At 41.2% G+C, this 16,092-nt stretch carries 27 protein-coding genes; all 27 read left to right on the top strand.

Translation table 11 applies throughout. The features are described 5' to 3' along the window. Positions 1-31 precede the first annotated feature (31 nt). The 27 genes from ADF68_RS04940 (at position 32) to rplO (ending at position 16,082) form a co-directional block, all read left to right on the top strand. Positions 32-1,585, top strand: a complete 1,554-nt coding sequence (locus tag ADF68_RS04940) for a damage-inducible protein CinA (protein ID WP_049548853.1) — start codon at positions 32-34, stop codon at positions 1,583-1,585. A gap of 118 nt (positions 1,586-1,703) precedes the next feature. Then, on the top strand, positions 1,704-3,911 hold the full coding sequence (nrdD, locus tag ADF68_RS04935) for an anaerobic ribonucleoside-triphosphate reductase (protein ID WP_049548852.1): 2,208 nt from the start codon (positions 1,704-1,706) through the stop codon (positions 3,909-3,911). Between the two features lie 11 nt (positions 3,912-3,922). Continuing rightward, entirely contained in the window at positions 3,923-4,063 is a 141-nt protein-coding gene (locus tag ADF68_RS11210) for a hypothetical protein (RefSeq protein WP_000521609.1), read from the top strand. Positions 4,064-4,100: 37 nt separating this feature from the next. Next, positions 4,101-4,601, top strand: coding sequence for a GNAT family N-acetyltransferase (locus tag ADF68_RS04925; protein ID WP_049548851.1), 501 nt, complete (start codon positions 4,101-4,103; stop codon positions 4,599-4,601). A 4-nt stretch (positions 4,602-4,605) separates the two neighbouring features. Continuing rightward, positions 4,606-5,202 carry an anaerobic ribonucleoside-triphosphate reductase activating protein gene (gene nrdG, locus ADF68_RS04920; protein ID WP_049548850.1) on the top strand — a complete coding sequence of 199 codons (597 nt, stop codon included), beginning with the start codon at positions 4,606-4,608 and terminating at the stop codon, positions 5,200-5,202. Continuing rightward, entirely contained in the window at positions 5,199-5,813 is a 615-nt protein-coding gene (locus tag ADF68_RS04915) for a uridine kinase family protein (RefSeq protein WP_049548849.1), read from the top strand. The genes nrdG and ADF68_RS04915 overlap by 4 nt, the downstream gene beginning before the upstream one ends. A 277-nt stretch (positions 5,814-6,090) precedes the next feature. After that, positions 6,091-6,399: a 30S ribosomal protein S10 gene (rpsJ, locus tag ADF68_RS04910; RefSeq protein WP_001284513.1), complete on the top strand. Its 309-nt coding sequence runs from the start codon at positions 6,091-6,093 to the stop codon at positions 6,397-6,399. A 216-nt stretch (positions 6,400-6,615) separates the two neighbouring features. Then, complete coding sequence (rplC, locus tag ADF68_RS04905) at positions 6,616-7,242, top strand: 50S ribosomal protein L3 (RefSeq protein ID WP_000160197.1); 627 nt, start codon at positions 6,616-6,618, stop codon at positions 7,240-7,242. Positions 7,243-7,266: 24 nt separating this feature from the next. After that, complete coding sequence (rplD, locus tag ADF68_RS04900; protein ID WP_049548848.1) at positions 7,267-7,890, top strand: 50S ribosomal protein L4; 624 nt, start codon at positions 7,267-7,269, stop codon at positions 7,888-7,890. Beyond that, positions 7,890-8,186 (top strand): 50S ribosomal protein L23, encoded by a 297-nt coding sequence (locus ADF68_RS04895; protein ID WP_001055347.1) that lies wholly within the window; start codon positions 7,890-7,892, stop codon positions 8,184-8,186. Before rplD ends, ADF68_RS04895 begins: the two co-directional genes overlap by 1 nt. A gap of 17 nt (positions 8,187-8,203) precedes the next feature. Further along, entirely contained in the window at positions 8,204-9,037 is an 834-nt protein-coding gene (gene rplB, locus ADF68_RS04890) for a 50S ribosomal protein L2 (RefSeq protein ID WP_000512914.1), read from the top strand. A 104-nt stretch (positions 9,038-9,141) separates the two neighbouring features. Next, complete coding sequence (gene rpsS, locus ADF68_RS04885) at positions 9,142-9,423, top strand: 30S ribosomal protein S19 (protein ID WP_000533766.1); 282 nt, start codon at positions 9,142-9,144, stop codon at positions 9,421-9,423. Between the two features lie 11 nt (positions 9,424-9,434). After that, entirely contained in the window at positions 9,435-9,779 is a 345-nt protein-coding gene (gene rplV, locus ADF68_RS04880) for a 50S ribosomal protein L22 (RefSeq protein ID WP_049548847.1), read from the top strand. Between the two features lie 12 nt (positions 9,780-9,791). Beyond that, complete coding sequence (rpsC, locus tag ADF68_RS04875; RefSeq protein ID WP_000529936.1) at positions 9,792-10,445, top strand: 30S ribosomal protein S3; 654 nt, start codon at positions 9,792-9,794, stop codon at positions 10,443-10,445. A gap of 3 nt (positions 10,446-10,448) precedes the next feature. Next, complete coding sequence (rplP, locus tag ADF68_RS04870) at positions 10,449-10,862, top strand: 50S ribosomal protein L16 (protein ID WP_000960948.1); 414 nt, start codon at positions 10,449-10,451, stop codon at positions 10,860-10,862. A 9-nt stretch (positions 10,863-10,871) separates the two neighbouring features. Then, complete coding sequence (gene rpmC, locus ADF68_RS04865) at positions 10,872-11,078, top strand: 50S ribosomal protein L29 (RefSeq protein ID WP_000772918.1); 207 nt, start codon at positions 10,872-10,874, stop codon at positions 11,076-11,078. Positions 11,079-11,102: 24 nt separating this feature from the next. After that, on the top strand, positions 11,103-11,363 hold the full coding sequence (gene rpsQ / locus ADF68_RS04860) for a 30S ribosomal protein S17 (RefSeq protein ID WP_000440801.1): 261 nt from the start codon (positions 11,103-11,105) through the stop codon (positions 11,361-11,363). Positions 11,364-11,388: 25 nt separating this feature from the next. Then, complete coding sequence (rplN, locus tag ADF68_RS04855) at positions 11,389-11,757, top strand: 50S ribosomal protein L14 (RefSeq protein ID WP_000616548.1); 369 nt, start codon at positions 11,389-11,391, stop codon at positions 11,755-11,757. 177 nt (positions 11,758-11,934) lie between these two features. Then, positions 11,935-12,240: a 50S ribosomal protein L24 gene (rplX, locus tag ADF68_RS04850; protein ID WP_000497691.1), complete on the top strand. Its 306-nt coding sequence runs from the start codon at positions 11,935-11,937 to the stop codon at positions 12,238-12,240. A gap of 23 nt (positions 12,241-12,263) precedes the next feature. Continuing rightward, entirely contained in the window at positions 12,264-12,806 is a 543-nt protein-coding gene (gene rplE / locus ADF68_RS04845) for a 50S ribosomal protein L5 (protein WP_000013542.1), read from the top strand. A gap of 17 nt (positions 12,807-12,823) precedes the next feature. Further along, positions 12,824-13,009 (top strand): type Z 30S ribosomal protein S14, encoded by a 186-nt coding sequence (locus tag ADF68_RS04840; protein ID WP_001085699.1) that lies wholly within the window; start codon positions 12,824-12,826, stop codon positions 13,007-13,009. A gap of 213 nt (positions 13,010-13,222) precedes the next feature. Beyond that, entirely contained in the window at positions 13,223-13,621 is a 399-nt protein-coding gene (gene rpsH / locus ADF68_RS04835) for a 30S ribosomal protein S8 (protein ID WP_000245504.1), read from the top strand. Positions 13,622-13,810: 189 nt separating this feature from the next. Next, positions 13,811-14,347, top strand: coding sequence for a 50S ribosomal protein L6 (rplF, locus tag ADF68_RS04830; RefSeq protein WP_000086625.1), 537 nt, complete (start codon positions 13,811-13,813; stop codon positions 14,345-14,347). An 83-nt stretch (positions 14,348-14,430) separates the two neighbouring features. Then, positions 14,431-14,787, top strand: coding sequence for a 50S ribosomal protein L18 (rplR, locus tag ADF68_RS04825; protein ID WP_000624044.1), 357 nt, complete (start codon positions 14,431-14,433; stop codon positions 14,785-14,787). 17 nt (positions 14,788-14,804) lie between these two features. Next, positions 14,805-15,299 carry a 30S ribosomal protein S5 gene (rpsE, locus tag ADF68_RS04820; protein ID WP_000874203.1) on the top strand — a complete coding sequence of 165 codons (495 nt, stop codon included), beginning with the start codon at positions 14,805-14,807 and terminating at the stop codon, positions 15,297-15,299. 13 nt (positions 15,300-15,312) lie between these two features. Further along, positions 15,313-15,495 (top strand): 50S ribosomal protein L30, encoded by a 183-nt coding sequence (gene rpmD / locus ADF68_RS04815; protein WP_000057241.1) that lies wholly within the window; start codon positions 15,313-15,315, stop codon positions 15,493-15,495. Between the two features lie 146 nt (positions 15,496-15,641). Further along, positions 15,642-16,082, top strand: a complete 441-nt coding sequence (gene rplO, locus ADF68_RS04810) for a 50S ribosomal protein L15 (protein ID WP_000766078.1) — start codon at positions 15,642-15,644, stop codon at positions 16,080-16,082. The last annotated feature ends 10 nt before the right edge of the window (positions 16,083-16,092 follow it).

The raw sequence follows: 16,092 nt of genomic DNA, 5'->3' as shown, positions 1-16,092 counted from the left end.
CTAGAACAAATTAAAACATAGGAGAGAATGAATGAACGTATATGGCAGATTAGAAGAGGAACCAACTCCATCTTGGACGGGAATTCAGGATGATTTAGTTGGGAGAGAGGAGCGTTTCGAGGATGAACCAAGTTCATTTGCTCCCTTACCATTATTTAAGATCCTAATCTGGAGCACTCTAGTTGTACTTGTATCTGTAGTTCTTCCTTTCTTGCTAGGACTAACTAGCCCAGAGCAGGCACAAGATTTTTATATCGGATGGGCTATGCACCAGGGGGGAGATATCTACACAGACTATTTTGGAACGAGTGGTCTTCTCTATTACTTTTTACAGTATCTAAGCAAGGGTAGTATTTTGTTTGCCGCCTTTACTTGGCTTGCTCTAGTGGGTGCTGGGATTTTTCTTTTCCGTTCAACTTATACCTTGACGGAGGAGAACAAGCAGTCGCAACAAGTGTTGACCATCTTTTATCTTCTTGCTGGAGGACTTAGCTTTGGCGGTGGCTATGCCACTATTTTGGCCCTTCCATTCCTGTTTTACGCTCTCAGTTTAGTAACTAGGTATTTGGTAGAGTATAATCATGACAAAGGTTTCGTGCGTATTGGGATTAGCCTGGCTCTAGCATTTTTCTTCGCCCCTCTCGTCACAACTTTATATGCTCTAGTCTTATTCTTTGCTTTGTTAGCCTTTAATATTGGGCGTGGTCGCTTTGTTCATGGGCTCTATCAATTCTTTGCAGCTGGTCTTGGATTCTCGCTCTTCTTTTATCCAATTGGTTACTATACGGCTTATAATGGGAGTTTTGGGAACGCTATCAGTCAGATCCTCTATCCAGTAGATAGTTTGAAATTTATGTCCAATCCAGCCTTACTGGACAACCTCCTTTTTTATGGATTGTTAACAATTGGTCTTGGAGGATTAAGGCTCGTATTTACAGGACTCTTCCAGTCTAAACCAACCAAGCAATACGTCTTATCCATTTTTGCTTCAGTAGCAATCCTATTGTTAGTTTGTTTAGAAATTTTCTCTACCGAACCGATCCATGGAAGTCGTCTAGCTGAGTTTCTTCCTTTCTTGTCCATTCTTTTATTGACTCATATTCGAACTGGGAAATTAGAAGGAGCTAATCGTCGTAGAAAACATCGAGAAGTACCCTCAATATTGGCAGTATTTCTTCAGGGTAATGTCTATTTGCCAGTTTTAGCTTTGGCCTACCTATTTTTGGCTCCTCTGGTAGCCCGTTATGTTCTTCACTCAGAACAATATCAAGAACGTGCTCGTATGGAAACTATGGTTAAAGGACAAACGCAGGCAACCGATCGTATTTATATATGGGATGATCTTGCTAATGGTTATAAGACTAGTGAACGTTTAGCAGCTAGTCAGTTGCTATCACCAAAATTATATACTGGCCTTGATGCAAATCGTAGCAAACTTGTCAATGATTTACGCGATAATCAGCCTAAAGTGATTGTGGTCAATACCAAAACAGCTCTCTGGACGGAAGTGGAACAGCTTCTAGCAGAAAGCTACCAACCAGTTCAAAGTGAATTCAAAGACTTTAAACTTTACAAATTAAAATAAAATAATCAATATCTAGTGTAAATTTTATGAAAATAGGAATTTTTACACTAGATATTGATTTTTATTTTTTTAGTGATATAATACTTTTTAGATACTATTTTTAGAAAAGAGCCTGGATATGATTGTATTGGAAGAGAAAACAAACCCTGATCCAACCTTATTTGTTGAAAAGCGTGACGGTAGACGCGTCATTTTTGATGTAGATAAGATTGATAAAGCCTTACACAAGGCTGCAGAAAAAGTCATGGATGTAACCCCCTTGGTAGAAAAGCGTCTTAATACTCTAATTGAACGTATTGTAGAAGAGATTCATAGTCGCTTTCCTCAAGGTGTAAAAATTTATGAAATCCAAAACATCGTAGAACATGAGTTATTGGAAGCTAAAGAATATGCCTTGGCAGAGGAATATATCACTTATCGAACTCAAAGGGATTTTGAGCGTTCAAAAGCAACAGATATCAATTTCAGTATCCATAAACTTCTCAACAAAGACCAGGCAGTTGTCAATGAGAATGCTAATAAAGATAGTGATGTTTTTAATACCCAGCGTGATTTGACGGCGGGGATTGTTGGGAAATCAATCGGTCTTCAAATGCTTCCTAAGCATGTGGCTAATGCCCACCAAAAAGGGGATATCCACTATCACGATTTGGACTATAGCCCTTACACCCCGATGACCAACTGCTGTCTGATTGATTTCAAGGGCATGTTGAAAAATGGTTTTAAGATTGGGAATGCTGAGGTAGAGAGCCCCAAGTCTATCCAAACTGCGACAGCGCAGATTTCACAAATCATCGCCAACGTTGCATCAAGTCAGTATGGAGGCTGTTCAGCAGACCGTATTGATGAAGTTTTGGCTCCTTATGCAGAAAAAAATTACCAAAAACACCTCAAAGATGCAGAGGAATGGGTACTACCTGACAAGCGTGAGGAGTACGCCTGGAAGAAAACCCAAAAAGACATCTACGATGCCATGCAATCTCTAGAGTACGAGATTAATACCCTCTTTACATCAAATGGGCAAACACCCTTTACTTCTCTTGGTTTTGGTCTAGGAACCAATCGTTTTGAACGCGAAATTCAAAAGGCTATCTTGAACATTCGAATCAAGGGGCTTGGTTCAGAACACCGTACAGCCATCTTCCCTAAACTCATCTTTACGCTAAAAAGAGGACTTAATCTGGAGGAAGGTTCACCTAACTACGACATCAAGCAGTTGGCGCTCGAATGCGCAACTAAACGGATGTACCCAGATGTCTTGTCTTACGATAAGATTATCGAATTGACAGGTTCCTTCAAGGTTCCGATGGGATGTCGTTCATTCCTTCAAGGATGGAAGGATGAAAATGGAGTTGAAGTTAACTCTGGCCGTATGAATCTAGGGGTGGTGACGGTCAATCTTCCTCGTATTGCCCTCGAATCAGAAGGCGACTTGAATAAGTTCTGGGAAATTTTCAATGAGCGCATGAATATTGCTGAAGATGCTCTAGTTTATCGTGTGGAAAGAACCAAGGAAGCCACTCCAGCTAATGCACCAATTCTTTATCAATATGGTGCCTTCGGACGTCGTCTTGGTAAAGAAGAAAGTGTTGACGAGCTCTTTAAGAACCGTCGTGCTACTGTTTCGCTTGGCTACATTGGACTTTATGAAGTAGCGACAGTATTCTTTGGCAACAATTGGGAAACCAATCCGGAAGCTAAAGAATTCACCCTTGATATCATTCGAGATATGAAACATCGAGTGGAAGAGTGGTCAGACCAATATGGGTATCACTTCTCTATTTATTCAACACCATCTGAAAGTTTAACGGACCGTTTCTGTCGTTTGGATACGGAGAAATTCGGCTCTATTCCAGACATTACTGATAAAGAATACTACACAAATTCCTTCCATTATGATGTGCGTAAAAATCCAACTCCTTTTGAAAAACTAGATTTTGAAAAGGTTTATCCAGAAGCGGGTGCATCAGGTGGCTTCATCCACTACTGTGAGTATCCAGTTCTTCAACAAAATCCAAAGGCCTTGGAAGCTGTTTGGGATTATGCTTATGACCGTGTAGGTTATCTCGGAACCAATACTCCAATTGACCGCTGTTACAAGTGTGATTTTGAAGGAGATTTTGAGCCGACAGAGAGAGGGTTTGCTTGTCCTAACTGTGGAAATAACGATCCTAAAACAGTAGACGTGGTTAAACGGACCTGTGGTTATCTTGGGAATCCACAAGCGCGTCCGATGGTTAATGGACGCCACAAGGAAATTGCTGCGCGTGTCAAACACATGAACGGTTCTACTATCAAAACAGCAGGACATGAAGTAAGAAGTTAGAAAGAAATAGAATGGGAAAATATCAATTAGACGATAAGGGGAAGGCCTTGGTTCAACGGTTCCACGAGAAACATTCAAAAGGTGGAGGTAATAAAAAAGACCGAGTGGCTAGCCTAAGAGAGCAATTTTTAAATAAGAATAAGAAAAAGTGAGAGTCCGCTCTCGCTTTTCTCTTAGTTGGAGGTAAAGATGATATTACGCAGGCCGACATTGGCGGATAAGGAAGCTGTTCTAGATATGATAGAGGAGTTTGAAGAGACCCAATCGACCCACAATGGCGGATTTTGGGATATTGAGAATTTCTCTTACGAGGACTGGCTAGAAACTAGCCGAAATAAAGAAATGGGAATAGGATTGCTGGAAAATCGCGTTCCATCAATTCAGTTCGTATTGTTTGATAAATCAGGCTATGCTCTAGGTTTTTTGAATCTACGGCTGAGACTAAATGAGGGATTGCTGAATCATGCTGGCCATATTGGCTATTCCATCCGACCGTCTGAAAGAGGCAAGGGCTACGCCAAAGAGTCCCTCCGACAAGGTCTACAAATTGCTAAGGAAAAGAATATCAAACGAGCGCTTGTGACTTGTAGCACGGAAAATCCTGCCAGCCGAGCTGTTATCTTAGCTAACGGCGGTGTCTATGAGGATGTTCGAAATGGAACGGAGCGCTATTGGATAGAGTTGGAGTAGAAGGATGACATGGAATACACCAAAACCAGGAGAGTGGAAGAGTGAAGAACTCAGTCAAGGGCGTATCATTGACTATAAGGCTTTTAACTTTGTCGATGGAGAGGGGGTACGCAATTCTCTCTATGTAGCAGGTTGTATGTTTCACTGCGAGGGCTGTTATAATGTTGCGACCTGGTCTTTCAATGCTGGTATCCCGTATACGCCAGAGTTAGAAGAACAAATCATGGCAGATCTGGCCCAACCCTATGTTCAAGGATTGACTTTATTAGGAGGAGAGCCTTTCCTCAATACAGGTATAATCTTACCTCTCGTAAAACGCATTCGTAAGGAATTGCCAGAAAAAGATATCTGGTCCTGGACGGGCTACACTTGGGAAGAAATGATGCTGGAGGCTCCAGACAAACTGGAACTCTTGTCGTTGATTGATATCCTGGTCGATGGTCGTTATGATAAAAGCAAGCGCAATCTCATGCTCCAGTTCCGAGGCTCTTCTAATCAGCGGATTATAGATGTGCAAAAATCTCTGCAAAGTGGAAAAGTAGTTATTTGGGACAAGCTTAATGATGGAAAAGAAAGCTATGAACAGGTGAAGAGAGAATGAAGAAAAAAGAGTTAGTAGAAAGACTAGTATCAGAAATAGAGTCTGGAAAAGTAAAAACGCTAGGTATCTACGGCCATGGAGCCTCAGGAAAATCAACTTTTGCTCAAGAATTGTACCAAGAACTTGATTCCCAAAAGGTAAATTTACTAGAAACAGATCCCTATATTACTTCGGAACGACATTTAGTGGTACCTAAAGAGACACCGGACCAAAAGGTGACAGCATGTTTACCAGTAGCGCATGAGCTGGCAAGTTTACAAAGAGATATCCTCGCTTTGCAGGCGGGTATGGATGTCTTGACAATAGAAGAACCTTGGAAGGCTAGTGAGATCTTATCGGGAGCAAAACCAATTCTGATAGTCGAAGGGATGTCTGTGGGTTTTCTACCAAAGGAACTCTTTGATAAAACTGTTTGTTTCTACACGGATGAAGAGACAGAATTAAAGAGACGTCTAGCTCGAGATACGACTGTGAGAAATCGGGATACAAAATTTATATTGGCTAGTCAGCAGATGAGACGAGAGCAGTATCTACGATACTATAAAACAACCGAGTCAATGGCAGATATCTTGGTGGATCAATCAGGGGATCAATTTATCATCAAATATTGACACTATGTATAGAAGAAAAACTGTAAATTCACTTCCAAGCAGAGGGGGAATTTCGCCATTCATAAAAAGAAAACAGTTTCATTCGAAAAATTTAAAAAATCCTGTCAAATCCCTTGCAATCGCAGGGGATTTGTGTTATTCTATTATGGTGCTGTAAATTACAGCTTTAGCTTTGATGCAAGAGGTTGCGACACGCTCGGTTGCATTGCCACGCAACGCGCGTCGGTTTTCTTGTGGAGCTAGCCTATTATCTTAAATAGACGAAAAGGAGAAAAAGATGGCAAACAAAAAAATCCGTATCCGTTTGAAAGCTTACGAACACCGTACGCTTGACACAGCGGCTGCAAAAATCGTAGAATCAGCTACTCGTACAGGTGCACAAGTTGCGGGTCCAATCCCACTTCCAACTGAGCGTAGCCTCTACACAATCATTCGTGCGACTCACAAATACAAAGACTCTCGCGAACAATTTGAAATGCGTACACACAAACGTTTGATCGATATCGTTAACCCAACTCAAAAAACAGTTGACGCTTTGATGAAATTGGATCTTCCAAGTGGTGTAAACGTAGAAATCAAACTTTAATCTAAAATATAAAAGAGCAGAAGCTGGTGTTTCAATTGAATTGAACACGGGCTAAACTCGGTGTGAAAAAGATAAACTTCCTAGTGTCTGCAAGACACTGCGTCAGTTTCCTATTTTCACTTTGAGTTTGACGCCCTTTGTATCTTAGACTTGAGCATAAAAAACGCTCGTTAAAAACTTTTTGAATAAAAAATATAGAAAAGGAACTATTTTCTCATGACAAAAGGAATCTTAGGGAAAAAAGTGGGAATGACTCAAATCTTCACTGAAGCTGGCGAATTGATCCCTGTAACAGTTATTGAAGCAACTCCAAACGTTGTTCTTCAAGTTAAAACTGTTGAAACAGACGGATACAACGCTATCCAAGTTGGTTTTGATGACAAACGCGAAGTATTGAGCAACAAACCTGCTAAAGGACATGTAGCAAAAGCTAACACGGCTCCTAAGCGCTTCATTCGTGAATTCAAAAACGTTGAAGGCTTGGAAGTTGGTGCTGAAATCACAGTTGAAACTTTCGCAGCTGGAGATGTTGTTGACGTAACTGGTACTTCTAAAGGTAAAGGTTTCCAAGGTGTTATCAAACGCCACGGACAATCACGTGGACCTATGGCTCACGGTTCTCGTTACCACCGTCGTCCAGGTTCTATGGGACCTGTTGCACCTAACCGCGTATTCAAAGGTAAAAACCTTGCAGGACGTATGGGTGGCGACCGTGTAACAATTCAAAACCTTGAAGTTGTACAAGTTGTTCCAGAAAAGAACGTTATCCTTATCAAAGGTAACGTACCAGGTGCTAAGAAATCTCTTATCACTATCAAATCAGCAGTTAAAGCTGGTAAATAATAAGGAAAGGGGAATACAGTCAAAATGGCAAATATAACATTATTCGACCAAACTGGTAAACAAGCGGGCGAAGTTGTTCTTAACGATGCAATCTTTGGTATCGAACCAAACCAATCTGTTGTGTTTGATGTCATCATCAGCCAACGTGCTAGCCTTCGTCAAGGAACTCACGCTGTTAAAAATCGTTCAGCCGTTTCAGGTGGCGGACGCAAACCATGGCGTCAAAAGGGAACTGGACGTGCTCGTCAAGGTTCTATCCGCTCTCCACAATGGCGTGGTGGTGGAATCGTCTTCGGACCAACTCCACGTAGCTATGCGTACAAACTTCCTCAAAAAGTTCGTCGCCTTGCACTAAAATCTGTTTACTCAGAAAAAGTTGCTGAAAACAAATTTGTAGCCGTTGATTCTCTTGAATTTACAGCTCCAAAAACTGCTGAATTTGCAAAAGTTCTTGCAGCTTTGAGCATCGATTCTAAAGTCCTTGTTATTCTTGAAGAAGGAAACGAATTCGCAGCTCTTTCAGCTCGTAACCTTCCAAACGTGAAAGTTGCGACTGCTACAACTGCAAGTGTTCTTGACATCGCAAATAGTGACAAACTTCTTGTTACTCAAGCAGCTATCTCTAAAATCGAGGAGGTTCTTGCATAATGAATTTGTATGATGTTATCAAAAAACCTGTTATCACTGAAAGCTCAATGGCTCAACTTGAAGCAGGCAAATATGTATTTGAAGTTGACACTCGTGCGCACAAACTTTTGATCAAGCAAGCTGTTGAAGCTGCTTTCGAAGGTGTTAAAGTTGCAAATGTTAACACAATCAACGTAAAACCTAAAGCTAAACGTGTTGGACGTTACACTGGTTTTACTAACAAAACTAAAAAAGCTATCATCACACTTACAGCTGATTCAAAAGCAATCGAGTTGTTTGCTGCTGAAGCTGAATAATCTAAGGAGGAAATATCGTGGGAATTCGTGTTTATAAACCAACAACAAACGGTCGCCGTAATATGACTTCTTTGGATTTCGCTGAAATCACAACAAGCACACCAGAAAAAACTTTGCTTGTTGCTTTGAAGAACAAGGCTGGTCGTAACAACAACGGTCGTATCACAGTTCGTCACCAAGGTGGTGGACACAAACGTTTCTACCGTTTGGTTGACTTTAAACGTAACAAAGATAACGTTGAAGCAGTTGTTAAAACTATCGAGTACGATCCAAACCGTTCTGCAAACATCGCTCTTGTACACTACACTGACGGTGTGAAAGCATACATCATCGCTCCAAAAGGTCTTGAAGTTGGACAACGTATCGTTTCAGGTCCTGAAGCAGATATCAAAGTAGGTAACGCTCTTCCACTTGCTAACATCCCAGTTGGTACTTTGGTTCACAACATTGAGTTGAAACCAGGTCGTGGTGGTGAATTGGTCCGTGCTGCTGGAGCTTCTGCTCAAGTATTGGGACAAGAAGGTAAATACGTTCTTGTTCGTCTTCAATCAGGCGAAGTTCGTATGATTCTTGGAACTTGTCGTGCTACAGTTGGTGTTGTCGGAAACGAACAACATGGACTTGTAAACCTTGGTAAAGCAGGACGTAGCCGTTGGAAAGGTATCCGCCCAACAGTTCGTGGTTCTGTAATGAACCCTAACGATCACCCACACGGTGGTGGTGAAGGTAAAGCACCAGTTGGTCGTAAAGCGCCATCTACTCCATGGGGCAAACCTGCTCTTGGTCTTAAAACTCGTAACAAGAAAGCGAAATCTGACAAACTTATCGTTCGTCGTCGCAACGAGAAATAATTTAAAACTAGTCGCTTAAGCAACTAGGAAATTCCGCCAGCTCGGTAGCGCTCCTTGTGAGCGCAAGCCGCTGTGGTACAACATTTAAAGGAGAAAATATAAAAATGGGACGCAGTCTTAAAAAAGGACCTTTCGTCGATGAGCATTTGATGAAAAAAGTTGAAGCTCAAGCTAACGACGAAAAGAAAAAAGTTATCAAAACTTGGTCACGTCGTTCAACGATCTTCCCAAGTTTCATTGGTTACACTATCGCAGTTTATGATGGACGTAAACATGTACCTGTTTACATCCAAGAAGACATGGTAGGTCACAAACTTGGTGAATTTGCACCAACTCGTACTTACAAAGGTCACGCTGCAGACGACAAGAAAACACGTAGAAAATAAGGAGAACATAAATGGCAGAAATTACTTCAGCTAAAGCAATGGCTCGTACAGTACGTGTTTCACCTCGTAAATCACGTCTTGTTCTTGACAACATTCGTGGTAAAAGCGTAGCCGATGCTATTGCAATCTTGACATTCACTCCAAACAAAGCTGCTGAGATCATCTTGAAAGTTTTGAACTCAGCTGTAGCTAACGCTGAAAACAACCTTGGTTTGGATAAAGCTAACTTGGTAGTATCTGAAGCATTCGCAAATGAAGGACCAACTATGAAACGTTTCCGTCCACGTGCGAAAGGTTCAGCTTCACCAATCAACAAACGTACAGCTCACATCACTGTGGCTGTTGCAGAAAAATAAGGAGGTAAAATCGTGGGTCAAAAAGTACATCCAATTGGTATGCGTGTCGGCATCATCCGTGATTGGGATGCCAAATGGTATGCTGAAAAAGAATACGCGGATTACCTTCATGAAGATCTTGCAATCCGTAAATTCGTTCAAAAAGAACTTGCTGACGCAGCTGTTTCAACTATTGAAATCGAACGCGCAGTAAACAAAGTTAACGTTTCACTTCACACTGCTAAACCAGGTATGGTTATCGGTAAAGGTGGTGCTAACGTTGATGCACTTCGTGCTAAACTTAACAAATTGACTGGAAAACAAGTACACATCAACATCATCGAAATCAAACAACCTGATTTGGATGCTCACCTTGTTGGTGAAGGAATTGCTCGTCAATTGGAGCAACGTGTTGCTTTCCGTCGTGCACAAAAACAAGCAATCCAACGTGCAATGCGTGCTGGAGCTAAAGGAATCAAAACTCAAGTATCAGGTCGTTTGAACGGTGCAGATATCGCCCGTGCTGAAGGATACTCTGAAGGAACTGTTCCACTTCACACACTTCGTGCAGATATCGATTATGCTTGGGAAGAAGCAGACACTACATACGGTAAACTTGGTGTTAAAGTATGGATCTACCGTGGTGAAGTTCTTCCAGCTCGTAAAAACACTAAAGGAGGTAAATAACCAATGTTAGTACCTAAACGTGTTAAACACCGTCGTGAATTCCGTGGTAAAATGCGCGGTGAAGCTAAAGGTGGAAAAGAAGTAGCATTCGGTGAATACGGTCTTCAAGCTACAACTAGCCACTGGATCACTAACCGCCAAATCGAGGCTGCTCGTATCGCCATGACTCGTTACATGAAACGTGGTGGTAAAGTTTGGATTAAAATCTTCCCACACAAATCATACACAGCTAAGGCTATCGGGGTTCGTATGGGATCTGGTAAAGGGGCACCTGAAGGTTGGGTAGCACCAGTTAAACGTGGTAAAGTAATGTTTGAAGTTGCAGGTGTATCTGAAGAGATCGCTCGCGAAGCGCTTCGTCTTGCAAGCCACAAATTGCCAGTTAAATGTAAATTCGTAAAACGTGAAGCAGAATAAGGAGAAGGCATGAAACTTAATGAAGTAAAAGAATTTGTTAAAGAACTTCGTGGTCTTTCTCAAGAAGAACTCGCGAAGCGCGAAAACGAATTGAAAAAAGAATTGTTTGAACTTCGTTTCCAAGCTGCTACTGGTCAATTAGAACAAACAGCTCGCTTGAAAGAAGTTAAAAAACAAATCGCTCGTATCAAAACAGTTCAATCTGAAGCGAAATAATAGACTAGGGAAGGAGAAATTTCAATGGAACGCAATAATCGTAAAGTTCTTGTTGGACGTGTTGTATCTGACAAAATGGACAAGACAATCACAGTTGTAGTTGAAACAAAACGTAACCACCCAGTCTATGGTAAACGTATTAACTACTCTAAAAAATACAAAGCACATGATGAAAACAATGTTGCCAAAGAAGGTGATATCGTACGTATCATGGAAACTCGTCCGCTTTCAGCTACAAAACGTTTCCGTCTTGTAGAAGTCGTTGAAGAAGCGGTTATCATCTAATCAAACCTGAAAGGAGAAAACTGAAATGATTCAAACAGAAACTCGTTTGAAAGTCGCAGACAACAGCGGTGCACGCGAAATCTTGACTATCAAAGTTCTTGGTGGTTCTAAACGTAAATTTGCGAACATCGGTGATGTTATTGTGGCATCTGTAAAACAAGCTACTCCTGGTGGTGCGGTTAAAAAAGGTGACGTTGTTAAAGCAGTTATCGTTCGTACTAAATCAGGTGCTCGTCGTGCTGATGGTTCATACATCAAATTTGACGAAAACGCAGCAGTTATCATCCGTGAAGATAAAACTCCTCGCGGAACACGTATCTTTGGCCCAGTTGCACGTGAATTGCGTGAAGGTGGCTTCATGAAGATCGTGTCACTTGCTCCAGAAGTACTTTAATTGATTGCTCAAAGAAAATTAAAACAAGTCTAGGAAGTAAGACGAAAGCATAACTTAAGTTAGGTGAGTTGAAACTGACGAAGGATTGCTTTAATTTTTACAGAGCAAAAACAAACAAACACAGTCCCCTGGCTAAGCCAGGGTGCCCATTGGGCGTAAGAATAAAAGGAGAAAAAAATGTTTGTAAAAAAAGGCGACAAAGTTCGCGTAATCGCTGGTAAAGATAAGGGAACAGAAGCTGTTGTCCTTACTGCCCTTCCAAAAGTAAACAAAGTTATCGTTGAAGGTGTTAACATCGTTAAGAAACACCAACGTCCAACTAACGAACTTCCTCAAGGTGGTATCATCGAGAAGGAAGCAGCTATCCACGTATCAAACGTTCAAGTTTTGGACAAAAACGGTGTAGCTGGTCGTGTTGGTTACAAATTTGTAGACGGTAAAAAAGTTCGCTACAACAAAAAATCAGGCGAAGTGCTTGATTAATCACGAAGGAAAGGAGAAGTATAATGGCAAATCGTTTAAAAGAAAAATATCTTAATGAAGTAGTTCCTGCTTTGACAGAACAATTCAACTACTCATCAGTGATGGCTGTGCCTAAAGTAGATAAGATCGTTTTGAACATGGGTGTTGGTGAAGCTGTATCAAACGCTAAAAGCCTTGAAAAAGCTGCTGAAGAATTGGCGCTTATCTCAGGTCAAAAACCACTTATCACTAAAGCTAAAAAATCAATCGCCGGCTTCCGTCTTCGTGAAGGTGTTGCGATCGGTGCAAAAGTTACCCTTCGTGGTGAACGTATGTACGAATTCTTGGACAAATTGGTTTCAGTTTCACTTCCACGTGTACGTGACTTCCACGGTGTTCCTACAAAATCATTTGATGGACGCGGAAACTACACACTTGGTGTGAAAGAACAATTGATCTTCCCAGAAATCAACTTTGATGACGTTGACAAAACTCGTGGTCTTGACATCGTTATCGTAACTACTGCTAACACTGACGAAGAGTCACGTGCATTGCTTACAGGCCTTGGAATGCCTTTTGCAAAATAATATAGGAGGTATAACTAATGGCTAAAAAATCTATGATTGCTAAGAACAAACGCCCAGCGAAGTTCTCTACTCAAGCATACACTCGCTGTGAACGTTGTGGACGTCCACACTCAGTTTACCGCAAGTTTAAACTTTGCCGTGTTTGCTTCCGTGAATTGGCATATAAAGGTCAAATCCCTGGTGTAACAAAAGCATCTTGGTAATATCATGATACAAAAAGCGTAACAACCATAGCAAAAATAGGAGATTTGGTGCAGGAGCGATGCTCCAAGACAAATCTATCTTTTTTGCCCAGGTTGTAGCTCGTGTTCAAATGAGAGTTATCTTATTTGAATGTGTCAATACTATCTGAGCTTAGCTCAATCATTAACTAGCAAGTGCAACTTGCAAACTACTAGTAAGAGGAGAAAAATAAAATGGTTATGACTGACCCAATCGCAGACTTCCTAACTCGTATTCGTAACGCTAACCAAGCAAAACACGAAGTACTTGAAGTACCTGCATCAAACATCAAAAAAGGGATTGCAGAAATCCTTAAACGCGAAGGTTTTGTTAAGAACGTAGAAATCATCGAAGATGACAAACAAGGCATCATCCGTGTATTCCTTAAATACGGACCAAACGGTGAAAAAGTTATCACAAACTTGAAACGTGTTTCTAAACCAGGACTTCGTGTCTACAAAAAACGTGAAGACCTTCCAAAAGTACTTAACGGTCTTGGAATTGCTATCCTTTCAACTTCTGAAGGTTTGCTTACTGATAAAGAAGCACGCCAAAAGAACGTTGGTGGAGAAGTTATCGCTTACGTTTGGTAATATTTAGCTCCCAATTTCTTTGTGACTCGTCGTTATCGTCTCTTGCCTAACCCAAAGTTATATCTGCGAGACGATGCCTAGATTCACTTTGAAATTGAAACCTAAATATTCCTTTAAATCTAGAAATCGATTTAACCCCCCGTGAAAACTGGCCGACAAGGCCTGACAATTTAACAGGAGAATAAAAACATGTCACGTATTGGTAATAAAGTTATCGTGTTGCCTGCTGGTGTTGAAATCACTAACAATGACAACGTTGTAACTGTAAAAGGACCTAAAGGAGAACTTACTCGTGAGTTCTCAAAAGATATTGAAATTCGTGTGGAAGGTACTGAAGTAACTCTTCACCGTCCAAACGATTCAAAAGAAATGAAAACTATCCACGGAACTACTCGTGCTCTTTTGAACAACATGGTTATTGGTGTATCAGAAGGATTCAAGAAACAACTTGAAATGCGTGGGGTTGGTTACCGTGCACAACTTCAAGGATCAAAACTTGTTTTGGCTGTTGGTAAATCACATCCAGACGAAGTTGAAGCTCCAGAAGGAATTACTTTTGAACTTCCAAACCCAACAACAATCGTTGTTAGCGGAATTTCAAAAGAAGTAGTTGGTCAAACAGCTGCTTACGTACGTAGCCTTCGTTCACCAGAACCTTACAAAGGTAAAGGTATCCGTTACGTTGGCGAATATGTTCGTCTTAAAGAAGGTAAAACAGGTAAATAATATTGAGTGGTTGATTTTCAGCCACCAATATCATTTCCAACTTTGTGCATAGCACACGATTTAAAACTAAAGAGGTGAAAACTGTGATTTCTAAACCAGATAAAAACAAACTCCGCCAAAAACGCCACCGTCGCGTTCGCGGAAAACTCTCTGGAACTGCTGATCGCCCACGTTTGAACGTATTCCGTTCTAATACAGGCATCTACGCTCAAGTTATTGATGACGTAGCGGGTGTAACGCTCGCAAGTGCTTCAACTCTTGACAAAGAAGTTTCAAAAGGAACAAAAACTGAACAAGCCGTTGCTGTCGGTAAACTCGTTGCAGAACGTGCAAACGCTAAAGGTATTTCAGAAGTGGTGTTCGACCGCGGTGGATATCTATATCACGGACGTGTGAAAGCTTTGGCTGATGCAGCTCGTGAAAACGGATTGAAATTCTAATAGGAGGACACTAGAAAATGGCATTTAAAGACAATGCAGTTGAATTAGAAGAACGCGTAGTTGCTGTTAACCGTGTTACTAAAGTTGTTAAAGGTGGACGTCGTCTTCGTTTTGCAGCTCTTGTAGTCGTTGGTGACCACAACGGTCGCGTAGGATTTGGTACTGGTAAAGCTCAAGAAGTTCCAGAAGCAATCCGCAAAGCAGTAGAAGATGCTAAGAAAAACTTGATCGAAGTTCCTATGGTTGGAACAACAATCCCACACGAAGTTATTTCAGAATTCGGTGGAGCTAAAGTATTGTTGAAACCTGCTGTAGAAGGTTCTGGAGTTGCCGCTGGTGGTGCTGTTCGTGCCGTTATCGAGTTGGCAGGTGTAGCTGATGTTACATCTAAATCTCTTGGCTCAAATACTCCAATCAACATTGTTCGCGCAACTGTTGAAGGTTTGAAACAATTGAAACGCGCTGAAGAAGTTGCTGCCCTTCGTGGTATTTCAGTTTCTGATTTGGCATAAGAAAGGGGATAAAATGGCTCAAATTAAAATTACTTTGACTAAGTCTCCAATCGGACGCATTCCATCACAACGTAAAACTGTTGTAGCACTTGGACTTGGCAAATTGAACAGCTCTGTTATTAAAGAAGATAACGCTGCAATCCGTGGTATGATCACTGCAGTATCTCACTTGGTAACAGTTGAAGAAGTAAACTAATGAAATGTTAGGGGATGTGCAGTATACCATCCCCTAAAACTAGATATAGTCATCTTTGATGACAAAGGTATAGGCGAGTTGATAGGAGAGACAACCTTTTCTCTCTTATCGGCGCTAGCATTTTACAAAAGAGGAGAAAATATATAATGAAACTTCATGAATTGAAACCTGCAGAAGGTTCTCGTAAAACTCGTAACCGTGTTGGTCGTGGTACTTCATCAGGTAACGGTAAAACATCTGGCCGTGGTCAAAAAGGTCAAAAAGCTCGTAGCGGTGGTGGAGTACGTCTTGGTTTTGAGGGTGGACAAACTCCATTGTTCCGTCGTCTTCCAAAACGTGGATTCACTAACATCAACGCTAAAGAATACGCAATTGTTAACCTTGACCAATTGAACGTCTTTGAAGATGGTGCAGAAGTAACTCCAGTTGTTCTTATCGAAGCAGGAATTGTTAAAGCTGAAAAATCAGGTATCAAAATCCTTGGTAACGGTGAGTTGACTAAGAAATTGTCTGTGAAAGCAGCTAAATTCTCTAAATCAGCTGAAGAAGCTATCACTGCTAAAGGTGGTTCAGTAGAAGTCATCTAAGAGAGGTGAC

Origin of the sequence: Streptococcus pseudopneumoniae (assembly GCF_001068775.1) — a bacterium.
Taxonomy (GTDB): Bacteria; Bacillota; Bacilli; order Lactobacillales; family Streptococcaceae; genus Streptococcus; species Streptococcus pseudopneumoniae_N.
Note: the sequence above shows the minus strand (reverse complement) of the source record. Positions and strands in the feature narration are given on the sequence as shown.